Consider the following 11,719-nt stretch of genomic DNA (forward strand, 5'->3'; position numbering starts at 1 on the left):
TCCTCGCAATGACATCTCAAAAAAAGCTAATTCATAGTAGATCTCGATACTAATTTGTTTTACAAATTCACTCGATCAGACGTTTTGAAAATATTTAGTGAATCAATTTAAAATTCAACATTCAGTATTCAGTATTCAGTATTCAGTATTCAAAATAAAAAATCTAAAAGCGTAAGCGATCTAACAAAATGTCATTGCCAGAATTTTATTGAAACATATTGTTTCTTCATACTTCCTCGCAATGACATCTCAAAAAAAGCTAATTCATAGTAGATCTCGATACTAATTTGTTTTACAAATTCACTCGATCTGACGTTTTGAAAATATTTAGTGAATCAATTTAAAATTCAGTATTCAGTATTCAGTATTCAGTATTCAGTATTCAAAATAAAAAATCTAAAAGCGAAGCGATCTAATATCTAACAGCGTAAGCGGTCTAAAAGCAAAGCGCTCTAAACTAATTCCCAATTCGCCCTTTCTCATCTTCTAAACTCCCATCACGTTTTTTAGCTGTTTTCACATCACTATTTCCGAACGAATATCTTAGGTAAAAGTTGATATTACGGCTGTCGCTTCCTCCATTACCATCAATTCGCAAATTTCCAAATTGTGTCATTCCTTGCCATGGAATTGTATATAAGACATCATTGGCTGTGATTTTTCCTGTCCAATTTCCCCATGATTTTTGTACTGCAATATTCAATGAGCCTAAGCTTCTCGTTTCATACGTTCCGCCCCAAATAGACGGACTGCTGTACCAACCACTTACTTCTAGTTTTACATCTTTTGGTAATGAAAAGGTGTTTTGTGCATAAAATCCGAAGGTTTCTTGGTCTATAGAGATAAACGCCGGATTTGTTGCAGTATACTTGCTATACGAACCGTATACATTTGCATACGCACGCCACCAATCGTTCACTCGAAACGGATACGAAACACTTAAATTATATACTTGTTGATCAGCAACATTTCGAGTGCTTAAAAAGTTTCTATTCTCTCCTACAGCTTCTGTTACTTGGGCAAAAAAGTCTGAGATGTACGAATAACTAAAACTCGTAGTTAAGGTATATTTATACGTATGCGATAGTTTAAAGTTGTCTGTGTATTGCGGTTGTAAAAACGGATTTCCACGTGTAAAACTGAGTTCGTCCAATTGGAATTCGAACGGATTTAAGATTTGATAATTTGGACGTTGAATGCGTCGGCTGTAACTCAATGCGAAAGAGTTAATCGGATTGGCTTGATATGAGATTCCTGCCGAAGGAAAAAAGTCTGTATAATTTCGAGAAACCACTTGGTTTTGCGCCGTATTTTCTGCTGTCAATCTTCCTTCTGAGCTTGTGTGTTCCATTCGCAAACCTGCTTGAAATTTCCAATTGTTGATTCCGAAATTGTATTTTGTATAGACCGCATAAATTTCCTCATCATATTCGAATTGATTGCTGCGATTTAAGTTTAGATTATTTGCACCATTTATCACATCAAAAAAGTTAAACGTATTATCCGTCACTACTTTTGATACCTTTCCTCCAGTTTCAAAAGATCCTTTTCCTAATTTTTGTCCATAATCTACTTTTGCTGCATAAATATCAATATCAATCGGAGTTTCCTGATAGGTAATATTTGCATTCAACACTTCTCCTGTTGGTGTTGTGTAGAAATTTGGCTGATTATTGAAACGATCGCGACTGTAACGTCCGTAATCTAAATCGGCACTAAAACTCGTCCCAAGCGTATCTTTATAACGATAATTTATATTGGCATTTAGATTGAAACTGTTGTTTTCAGAACTATTTGGCGCACGCAAAATGCTATCAATAACACTCGTATTTCTATCAATGATTGGTGTGATGTTGTTTGAAGTTGATTCTGCATCGCGGAAATTTAAAGTAACTACAGTTCCTAAAATGCTTTCTTTAGACAGATAATAATCGGCTCCAGTTCTAAAGTTATTGCTAAACGATTCATTTTCACTATCTGCTTGTGAATCGAAAATTTTATCGCCTTGCGTTCTATATAAATTTATAAAACTCGTAGAACGTCCTAAAAAGTTAGAATAGGTTCCAAAAAAGTTCCATTTTTTAAATCGGCTGTTGACAGATACCGAATTGTTTGTTCGTGCATAATCACCAACAGTTACCGTACTAGACACACTTCCGCGCGTTCCCAATCCTTTTTCTCTTTTGAGTTTTATATTGATGATTCCTGCATTTCCAGCCGCATCATATTTGGAAGATGGTTGCGTAATAATTTCAATACTTTCTATCGTATCTGCCTGTAACGATTGTAAATATGCGGTGAGATCGTCTCCTGCTAAAAAACTTTGACGTCCATCTATGTAGACTAACACGCCTGTTTTTCCTTCTACTATGACATTATTATCATTATCCAAGCGTACGCCAGGTGCTTTTCGCAGAATTTCAAGTCCGTTATTTCCTGCACTTCCCACAGTATTTGCGACATTAAAAACGGTTTTATCAGGTTCAACCTGTATAATTGGTTTTTCGGCCACAACTGTCACTGCATCCAAAGATTCTGAAGAAACTTTCATCTGAATGCTTCCTATATTCGTTTCTGAACTTACAGCGTTGATTTCTTTTGAAATTGTTTCATATCCTACAAAAGAAACTTTTAATACATAAGTTCCTTGTGGTATGTTTTTTATGTTGAAATTTCCATCTACATCAGAAATGGTGGCTTTTACCAAAGTACCATCGGAAGTATTCAATAATACATTTACAAAAGGTAAGCTCTCATTTTTTTCAGAGATTACCTTTCCTTTCACAAATGTTGTTTCTTTGTTCTGACCATACATCGATACAGAAAAAAAGAAGAGTGATACAAAAATTAGGAGAATGTTCGTTGTTTTCATGATGTTTTAATTTTCAACAAATATGCAATGTCTTTTTGCGCGATACAATGTATAAGTTACGAGTTGACCCAAATCGCATATGAGTTGCCCAAGGACCATTCGTAAGCGTATAGGGCGACTCGTTAAAAGTTTGTTTGATATACAAGCGAATACTGCTAGTTTTGAAATAACTTATTAATAAAAGTATATTCGTTATATTGATGTTTGCTTAGCTACATATTGCGATCGCTTTGAAAAAGAAACTTATTATGAACAAACGTATTTTTGGGATTAAAACTATAGAATTGCTTGTATTTTCAGGTTTGTATTTTTTATTGTCCTTAGTATATCATTTTGCAATATTGTTCAATACACCTGTAAAATATAGAACTACCGCTGATTTTTTTAGTATTGAAAAATGGATTGATCATGCCGGACTTCAGTATTCAATCATGTTTATTGTTACTGCTATTATTTGGATGATCGTATTCAAATTATTCAAAAATTGGAAGCTATCGCAGCGATTATTATTACATTTATTGGGTTTACCATTGTTTATATTGTTTGCTTGGAAGGTGTTTTATTATATATGCGAAGCGCTAGGGTTTACTCATTTAACTGGCACTGGACAAGTTTGGGATTTGTACATTCCGATGTTGATTTACCTAATTCAATTTTCATTATTGCATGCGTATGAACATTATGTGATCAATCAACGGAAAATACAATATGAAGTTGAATTGAAAAATACTGCCTTAAAAAGTGAATTGAGCGCCATAAAAGCACAATTGAATCCGCATTTTTTATATAATGTGTTTAATACGATCAACGCCAGTGTTCCGAAAGAAATGGAAGATACTCGCGAAATGATTGCAGAACTCGCCGATTTATTCCGTTACCAATTAAAAGCCAGTCGTGAAGATTTGGTAACCTTGGAAGAAGAGCTCGATTTTGTGAATAAATATTTGAAATTAGAGAAGCGCCGATTTGAAGATCGCCTCGAAATTAATATCAATGTTCCAAAAGATTTATTATCGCGAAAAATCCCGCCAATGCTGCTCCAACCTTTGGTAGAAAACTCTGTAAAGCATGGAATTTCTCCGTTGGTACAAGGTGGAGAAATTGATATTATTATTAAAGAAGCAGATGAAAAACTCATTTTTGAAATTAATGATACAGGAGTTGGAATGAAGAATAAAGACAGTATTTTTAATCTTGGTGTAGGTGTCAGTAATACGCAGAAACGTTTGCAAAAAATGTACAATTCTACTTTACAATTCTCTGACAATCTGCCATCTGGACTTAAAGTATATTTTGAATTATAAGCGCTCATGAAAAAGGTAATCATAGTTGATGACGAGAAGTCAGGAAGAACATTGATCAAAGAATATTTGGAGGACCATAAAGAGTTGATTCTTGTTGGAGAAGCCAATAATGGTGTGGATGCGATTAAAATTATCAATAAGTTTCAACCCGATTTGGTGTTTATGGACATTCAAATGCCTGGATTGACAGGTTTTGATGTGTTGGAACATTTGAATGAATTGCCAACGATTATTTTTAGTACTGCGTATGATAAATATGCGCTCAAAGCTTTTGAAGTCCACGCAGTGGATTATTTACTGAAACCGTACACAAAAGATCGTTTCAATACTGCTATTGGTAAGTTAAAAGACAATTCGCCAAGTCAAATTGCGCCATTAGCCAATGAACATATACTTTCCAAGTCAGATTTTCCAGATCGTATTATTGTGGAAAAAGGCACCAAATACGTAACCCTTGCCACCGAAGAAATCATGTATATTGAAGCCTATGGTAGTTATTCTAAAATCTATGATACTAGCGAAGGTTATTTAAGCAATCGCGGAATTTCTCAATTGGAAGAAAAACTGAATCCGAAGCAATTTATGCGCATTCATCGAAGTGTTATTGTGAATTTGACTGCAGTCAAAGAAGTTTCTAAATATGGAAAAAGCTACATTTTGATTCTGAAAAACAACGAAAAACTCAAAGTAAGTAGAAGTTATGCCAATAAGATTAAGGAGTTGATTCTTTAGAATGGTAGATGTATTTGTTTTTTTATTCTATTACAGTTATTAATTCCATTTCACCAGTTTTCATTTCATTTAGAGCTTCCAAAACATATTCAAGACCAGAAGTTATAGGATTATGATCTGATAACGAATACACTCCGTTTACAGAATTCTGGATTGCAATTTCGAGTTCTTCCTTTTCAGAATCTGTCCAATATTTTTCTTTCATTCCTTCTAAATCCCCAAAATAATCAATGATCAACTCTTCCAATTTTGAATGTTCTTTGAATGATAAAAATCCAATTTTATAATCGTTGGTATAACTATTAAATTCCTCAGATGCTTTTAAAGAACGTCCATAAATTAGATATTTCCAAAGTTTAATAAATTCATCATCTTTTGTTTCTAACACTAGTTTAGTACTTTTTTGATATCTCCATTTATTCATCATCGGACCAAAACCTTCTAATACTTTGTTGTATTCTGAATATTCAACTACAAAGCCAACTGTCATTTCATCAACAATCTTTTTATCAAGATGATTTATATTGTTATCAATGGTTTTATTATTAGAAAAAAAGTCGATCAACTCAACCGTTCCGTATATTTCGTCAAACTCTTCAATTGAAGCTTCATTTCTGTTAACATACCATTGAGCATAGTCAGAATAGTGTTCTAAAATTAAATCTTCGATTTCTTTTCCAGAATTGTTTTTATAAAAATGTATGCGTACTCCCATTTTAATTCTTTGTAATTGCTGCTAAGGGTTGATATTCGTATTGTGCATTTGCTATTATAGTCATAACTCCTTTGCAAGGCAAATACTGTCTGGAATATCCTTTAGTTTGCCGTATTTTTCAATTAAATGATACTGATTTTTTTGATAAAGTTTGCTTGCTTCAGGTTGTTTTGAGCCCATAAAGAGTACACATTTGGTGCTTCCTAATTCTCTAGACCAATTTTCCAATTCAGATAAAACTTTTTCTCCGATTCTTTGCCCTCTAGCTTCGGGCGAAACATACATTCTTTTAACTTCCATAGTATTCAAATCATATATAGCGATTGCTCCACAGCCAATTGCTTTGTCATTCTTCAATGCTAAAACCACATAATTTACATTGGAAATGTCATTGAATTGAGATAAAGGATGCGTTTTCCCGTCTCTCTTTGCAAGATCCGAATTCAGTAATTGCACTAGTTTTTTGAATTCCAGATTTTCAGAATTCGTTCTTACTATTTTTATCATGTTTTGAAGTAGTCTAAAATAAAGTACAATTTTAAAACTACAATTTTCTTTTTCAAGGTCAAAATCATTCAAAGGATTTACAAGATGATTTCTATATAAACTACATACTAACTAACTATAAAGCAGTCTTGATTCTAAAAGCAAATCAATCTAAAATCAGGCACAAACTTATTTGTCAACTTACCGCATTATCTTATCTTTGCGGACTATACAATACGAATACTAATGAAAATATCATACAATTGGGTAAAGCAATTTATTCAACTTGACTGGGACGCTGAAAAAACGGGAGATCTTTTAACTGATTTAGGGCTAGAAGTTGAAGGCATTGAGAAATATGAATCTGTACAAGGCGGATTGGAAGGCATTGTTGTCGGACATGTACTTACCTGTGTACAACATCCAAATGCAGATCGCCTCAGCGTAACTACCGTTGATTTAGGCACAGGAGAACCTGTACAAATTGTGTGTGGCGCACCAAATGTAGCTGCTGGACAAAAAGTACCTGTAGCAACGGTTGGGACGACTTTATATGACGCGGAAGGAAAAGGATTTAAGATCAAAAAAGGGAAAATTCGTGGAGAAGTTTCTAACGGAATGATCTGTGCCGAAGATGAACTTGGTTTAGGAGAAAGTCATGATGGAATTATGGTTTTGGATGAAACTCTAGTGCCAGGAACACCAGCAAGCGATGTGTTTGACATCGAAAATGATATGGTGTTTGAAATTGGATTGACGCCAAATAGAGCTGATGCAATGAGTCACCACGGAGTTGCCAGAGATTTAAAAGCTGGTTTACTACAACAAGATATCAACCTAGAATTAATTACTCCTTCTACCAGTAGTTTTAGAGTAGACAATAGAACTCTAAAAGTGGATGTAGATGTGGAAGATAAAACCTTAGCACCGCGTTATTGTGGTGTGACAATTTCTGGAGTTCAAGTAAAAACATCGCCAGAATGGTTGCAACATCGTTTGAAAGCGATTGGTTTGACGCCAAAAAATAATGTAGTTGATGTGACGAATTATGTATTGCACGAATTGGGACAGCCATTGCATGCGTTTGATGCGAATTTTATTTCTGGAAATAAAATCATCGTAAAAACCTTAGAAGCTGGCACAAAGTTTACCACCTTAGATGAAATAGAACGCGAATTACATGAAGATGATTTAATGATTTGTGATGCGGAAAAGCCTTTATGTATTGCTGGTGTTTTTGGTGGAATTAAATCTGGTGTGACTGAGAATACAACTAATATTTTCTTAGAAAGTGCCTATTTCAATCCTATTTCTATTCGTAAAACAGCAAAACGTCATGCATTGAACACAGATGCTTCGTTCCGTTTTGAAAGAGGAATTGATCCAAATATTACGGAATATGCTTTGAAAAGAGCTGCATTGTTGATTCAAGAATTAGCTGGTGGCGAAATTACAAGCGATGTTTCTGATAGTTATCCAACAAAAATTGAAGACTTTCAAGTCCGTGTTTCTTTCGAAAATATTACCAAATTGATTGGTGAAGAATTGCCAAGAGAAACCATCAAAAATATTTTGTCTTCTTTAGAGATCAAAATTAATTCGGTAACAGATGCTGGATTAGGATTGACAATTCCTGCTTTCAGAGTAGATGTGCAACGTGAAGCTGATGTTATTGAAGAAATTTTGCGTGTGTACGGTTACAACAACATCAAATTTGATGAAAAGTGGCATACGTCAATTTCGAATACTTCTCGACTGGAAGATTATAAATTACAAAATGTAGTTGCTACACAAATGGTTTCGCAAGGATTTTATGAAATCATGTCAAATTCCTTGACAAATGCTTCTTATATTGAACTTTCAGAGCAGTTAAAAGCAGAACATAATATTTCAATGTTGAATCCGTTGAGTAATGATTTGTCAGTAATGCGTCAATCATTATTATTCTCCGGATTGGAAGCAATTTCACATAATGTCAACCGAAAAAGTAATGATTTAAAATTATTCGAATTCGGAAAAACCTATCACGCATACAGTGAAGGAAATCGTGAAGAACACAAGCATTTGTCAGTATTCATTACTGGAAATACTAACTCAGAAAGTTGGACACAAAGCAAGCCTGTTGCTACAGATTTTTTCTATGCAAAAGGAGTTGTAATGTCTATTTTATCTCGTTTGGGAATCAACTCATTAAAAGTTGCGCCTGTAAAGAACGATTTATTATCTGAAGGAATTAGCTTGAGTTTAGGAAAAATTAAGTTGGTTGATTTTGGAATTGTGAAACGTAAAGTTGCCAAAGCTTTTGACATCAAACAACAAATAATTTATGCTGATTTCAATTGGGATAATGTCATTCAAGTTGTAAAAAACAGAAAGATTAAGTTTAAAGACATTCCAAAATTCCCGAAAGTTCGTAGAGATTTTGCTTTGTTGATTGATGAGAAAACAACCTTTGCAGAAATTGATAACATCGCCAAACAAAGCGAACGTAACTTATTGAAAGAAGTAAGTTTGTTTGATGTGTATGCTGGTGATAATTTACCAAAAGGAAAGAAAAGTTACGCTGTAAGCTTTACGCTTCAAGATGAAAACAAAACCCTGACAGATAAGCAGATTGATAAGATTATGAATAAATTACAGCAGAGTTTTGAAAAACAATTAGGTGCTGAATTGAGATAGCATTTTGATATGCTAATTTGATGATTTAAAAATATATAGAAACGCTTTTACTTCGGTAGGAAGCGTTTTTTTTGATCCTTCTACCGTCAATTCGAGCGATTTTTCGAAATGAAATGTAGAAAAATTATATAGAGAATCGCTTTGATTTGCTCAGTACATCTCGATACTATTTTCTTTTAGAAAATCACTCGATGTAACAGTTTATTTTGATTCGTCATTGCGAATGAAGTGAAGCAATCTACTTCAAAGAAAATACCGTTTTCATTAGAAACAGACTACCACGTCGTAAACTCCTCGTAGTGACGTTTTATAAACTGATTCTGAATCCTTGGTACTATTTTTGTGCTGAGTTGAACATGAAATTACATTACATTTTACTATTCGTTAGCACGTTTGCATTTGGTCAAATTAACACAGAAAAATTAGCAGGGAATACTTGGTATCAAGTTTCTAATACTGATGGCATCATTGTATTTTCTGTTTTCAAGAAAAATCAAAATAGAGGTTTTCAATTTACGCTACATCGCGATCAATCATTTAGCATACCACATTCAAAAAGACCAAGACGATGTGCTAACTATAATAGTAAACTTATAAAGACTAACAATAATGTTAGAAATAGAAATCGTACTACTACTACAGAACTTGAAAAAGGAACTTGGAGCATCAAAATTATTGATGGCAATTCAATATTAGTTTTAGACAGTAAACGACGCCATATGCTTTATAAAATACACTATCTTAGTTCTAGTACGTTAGAATTAGAGATATACAGATAAAAAATAAGGAAAAACCATACTTTTTAATACATATTTTTTTTGTACATTTAAACCTCATGAAAAAAAGTAAGTTATGTTAGATAAAATCTCAAATCTCGACGGATTTAGTTTTATTAATAAAAATGGACAACGAAACATTATTGGTGGAGCACCTCGTTTTTGTAGTCATCGTAGGCCTTGTGATTATCCGTATGCATGTTATAACGGAATTTGCAGATTACCTTAGTACGTTCATTTTTACAATAAAAAGTAAATAGAAATTTCGATTATTCAGTAAATTACTGAATATATTACTTATAAAAAAAGTCCCTTGAAATAATTTCAAGGGACTTTTTAGTGCTATACTTTTTGTGAATTATACGCCTACTCCGTACATTTTTTCACGTTGTTCTTTTATTTTCTTATCATTCATATAATCATCAAACGTTAAGTATCTGTCAATTACACCTGTTGGTGTCAATTCAATGATTCTGTTAGCAACCGTTTGTGCAAACTCATGATCGTGTGTTGTAAACAATACGGTTCCTTTGAAGTTTTTTAATGAGTTGTTGAATGCAGTAATACTTTCTAAGTCCAAGTGGTTTGTTGGTTCATCAAGCATTAATACATTCGCTCTAATCATCATCATACGCGATAACATACAACGTACTTTTTCTCCTCCCGAAAGTACACGTGCCGTTTTTAAAGCTTCTTCTCCACTGAAAATCATTTTCCCTAAGAATCCACGAACAAATACTTCTTCTCTTTCTTCTTCTGTTTTTGACCATTGACGTAACCAATCAACCAATGTCATATCATTATCAAAGAATTCAGAGTTATCTACTGGCAAGTATGCTTGTGATGTGGTAACTCCCCATTTGTAAGTTCCAGCTTCAGCTTCAGTATTTCCATTAATAATTTGATAAAAAGCAGACGTTGCACGTGAATTTTTTGAAATAACGGCAACTTTATCTCCTTTTGCAAGATTGATATCTACATTTTGAAATAACACTTCGCCATCAACAGAAGCTTTTAATCCTTCTATATTTAAAATTTGATCTCCAGCCTCACGATCTCTGTCAAAAATAATAGCAGGATAACGACGGCTTGAAGGTTTGATATCTTCTACTTTTAAACGTTCCAACATTTTTTTACGAGATGTTGCTTGTTTAGATTTTGCAACATTGGCACTAAATCGCATGATAAATTCTTGCAATTCTTTCGCCTTTTCTTCTGCCTTTTTGTTTTGTTGCGCACGTTGTCTCGCTGCTAATTGGCTACTTTCGTACCAAAACGTATAGTTACCACTGTAGTGATTTATTTTTGCAAAATCGATATCTGAAATATGTGTACAAACCGCATCTAAAAAGTGTCTATCATGCGAAACCACAATGACACAGTTATCATAGTTTGCTAAGAAATTTTCTAACCAATTAATGGTTTCAAAATCCAAGTCATTGGTAGGCTCATCCATAATCAATACATCAGGATTTCCAAAAAGAGCTTGTGCCAATAATACACGTACTTTTTGTTTACCATCCAATTCATTCATTAATGAGTAGTGATTGGCTTCAGAAATTCCTAAGTTCGATAATAAAGCGGCTGCATCTGAATCGGCATTCCATCCATTCATTTCTTCAAATTCAATTTGCAACTCTCCTACACGCTCGCCATCTTTATCTGAGAAATCTACTTTCGCATAAATTTCATCCATTTCCTTTTTAATCGCAAACAATGGTTTATTTCCCATAATTACGGTTTCCAATACAGGAAGATCATCATATGCAAAGTGATCTTGTTCTAAAACAGACATACGTTTACCAGGTTCTAAATGTACGTGCCCAGAAGTAGCGTCCATCTTTCCTGATAGTATTTTTAAAAAAGTGGATTTACCAGCGCCGTTAGCTCCGATAACACCATAACAATTCCCTGTTGTAAACGTTGTATTTACTTCGTCAAATAAGACGCGTTTACCGAATTGAACAGATAGATTAGATACAGATAACATTCTTTTCGTTTTTTAAACTTTTTTATATATTGCGCAAAAGTAAGAATTAGATTGAATATTACTAAGATTTACAACAAATTTTACTTCGGTTAGTCTTAACGTTTTGACAGTTATTTTTAACAGCCTATTAACACCGTATTGCATTTGTGATGGTTAGTTTTGTTA

Annotated in this window: 9 protein-coding genes; 5 read left to right on the forward strand and 4 right to left on the reverse strand. The window is 33.6% G+C overall.

All coding sequences use genetic code 11. The features are described from left to right. Positions 1 to 457: 457 nt before the first annotated feature. Positions 458 to 2,872 carry an outer membrane beta-barrel family protein gene (locus Q0845_RS14385; RefSeq protein WP_298514477.1) on the reverse strand — a complete coding sequence of 805 codons (2,415 nt, stop codon included), beginning with the start codon at positions 2,870 to 2,872 and terminating at the stop codon, positions 458 to 460. Between the two features lie 248 nt (positions 2,873 to 3,120). Here Q0845_RS14385 and Q0845_RS14390 point away from each other — a divergent pair, with 248 nt between their 5' ends. Together Q0845_RS14390 and Q0845_RS14395 are read left to right on the forward strand one after the other, a co-directional pair. Beyond that, a complete protein-coding gene (locus Q0845_RS14390) occupies positions 3,121 to 4,176 on the forward strand; it encodes a sensor histidine kinase (RefSeq protein WP_298514479.1) in 1,056 nt (351 codons plus the stop codon). Positions 4,177 to 4,182: 6 nt separating this feature from the next. Next, positions 4,183 to 4,908 carry a LytTR family DNA-binding domain-containing protein gene (locus Q0845_RS14395; protein WP_298514481.1) on the forward strand — a complete coding sequence of 242 codons (726 nt, stop codon included), beginning with the start codon at positions 4,183 to 4,185 and terminating at the stop codon, positions 4,906 to 4,908. 22 nt (positions 4,909 to 4,930) lie between these two features. Here the strand turns inward: Q0845_RS14395 and Q0845_RS14400 are convergent, their stop codons facing one another. Both Q0845_RS14400 and Q0845_RS14405 read right to left on the reverse strand, forming a co-directional pair. After that, the gene (locus Q0845_RS14400) at positions 4,931 to 5,623 is read right to left on the reverse strand and encodes a hypothetical protein (protein ID WP_298514484.1); all 693 of its coding nucleotides are present in this window, start codon (positions 5,621 to 5,623) and stop codon (positions 4,931 to 4,933) included. A 60-nt stretch (positions 5,624 to 5,683) separates the two neighbouring features. After that, on the reverse strand, positions 5,684 to 6,130 hold the full coding sequence (locus Q0845_RS14405; RefSeq protein WP_298514486.1) for a GNAT family N-acetyltransferase: 447 nt from the start codon (positions 6,128 to 6,130) through the stop codon (positions 5,684 to 5,686). Positions 6,131 to 6,355: 225 nt separating this feature from the next. Here Q0845_RS14405 and pheT point away from each other — a divergent pair, with 225 nt between their 5' ends. From pheT to Q0845_RS14420, 3 genes are all read left to right on the forward strand, one after another. Continuing rightward, positions 6,356 to 8,788, forward strand: a complete 2,433-nt coding sequence (gene pheT / locus Q0845_RS14410) for a phenylalanine--tRNA ligase subunit beta (RefSeq protein WP_298514488.1) — start codon at positions 6,356 to 6,358, stop codon at positions 8,786 to 8,788. A 356-nt stretch (positions 8,789 to 9,144) separates the two neighbouring features. Beyond that, positions 9,145 to 9,567 (forward strand): hypothetical protein, encoded by a 423-nt coding sequence (locus Q0845_RS14415; protein WP_298514490.1) that lies wholly within the window; start codon positions 9,145 to 9,147, stop codon positions 9,565 to 9,567. A gap of 73 nt (positions 9,568 to 9,640) precedes the next feature. Further along, positions 9,641 to 9,793, forward strand: coding sequence for a hypothetical protein (locus Q0845_RS14420; RefSeq protein ID WP_298514493.1), 153 nt, complete (start codon positions 9,641 to 9,643; stop codon positions 9,791 to 9,793). Positions 9,794 to 9,922: 129 nt separating this feature from the next. Here Q0845_RS14420 and Q0845_RS14425 read toward each other — a convergent pair whose 3' ends face one another. After that, positions 9,923 to 11,554 (reverse strand): ABC-F family ATP-binding cassette domain-containing protein, encoded by a 1,632-nt coding sequence (locus Q0845_RS14425; protein ID WP_298514496.1) that lies wholly within the window; start codon positions 11,552 to 11,554, stop codon positions 9,923 to 9,925. Between the last annotated feature and the right edge of the window lie 165 nt (positions 11,555 to 11,719).

Source organism: uncultured Kordia sp. (genome assembly GCF_947489565.1).
Taxonomy (GTDB): Bacteria; Bacteroidota; Bacteroidia; order Flavobacteriales; family Flavobacteriaceae; genus Kordia.

Excerpts from the sequence above, each read along its gene's own strand:
- Q0845_RS14385 (WP_298514477.1), bottom strand. The coding sequence starts at position 2,872 with ATGAAAACAACGAACATTCTCCTAATTTTTGTATCACTCTTCTTTTTT.
- Q0845_RS14390 (WP_298514479.1), top strand. The coding sequence starts at position 3,121 with ATGAACAAACGTATTTTTGGGATTAAAACTATAGAATTGCTTGTATTT.
- Q0845_RS14395 (WP_298514481.1), top strand. The coding sequence starts at position 4,183 with ATGAAAAAGGTAATCATAGTTGATGACGAGAAGTCAGGAAGAACATTG.
- Q0845_RS14400 (WP_298514484.1), bottom strand. The coding sequence starts at position 5,623 with ATGGGAGTACGCATACATTTTTATAAAAACAATTCTGGAAAAGAAATC.
- Q0845_RS14405 (WP_298514486.1), bottom strand. The coding sequence starts at position 6,130 with ATGATAAAAATAGTAAGAACGAATTCTGAAAATCTGGAATTCAAAAAA.
- pheT (WP_298514488.1), top strand. The coding sequence starts at position 6,356 with ATGAAAATATCATACAATTGGGTAAAGCAATTTATTCAACTTGACTGG.
- Q0845_RS14415 (WP_298514490.1), top strand. The coding sequence starts at position 9,145 with ATGAAATTACATTACATTTTACTATTCGTTAGCACGTTTGCATTTGGT.
- Q0845_RS14420 (WP_298514493.1), top strand. The coding sequence starts at position 9,641 with ATGTTAGATAAAATCTCAAATCTCGACGGATTTAGTTTTATTAATAAA.
- Q0845_RS14425 (WP_298514496.1), bottom strand. The coding sequence starts at position 11,554 with ATGTTATCTGTATCTAATCTATCTGTTCAATTCGGTAAACGCGTCTTA.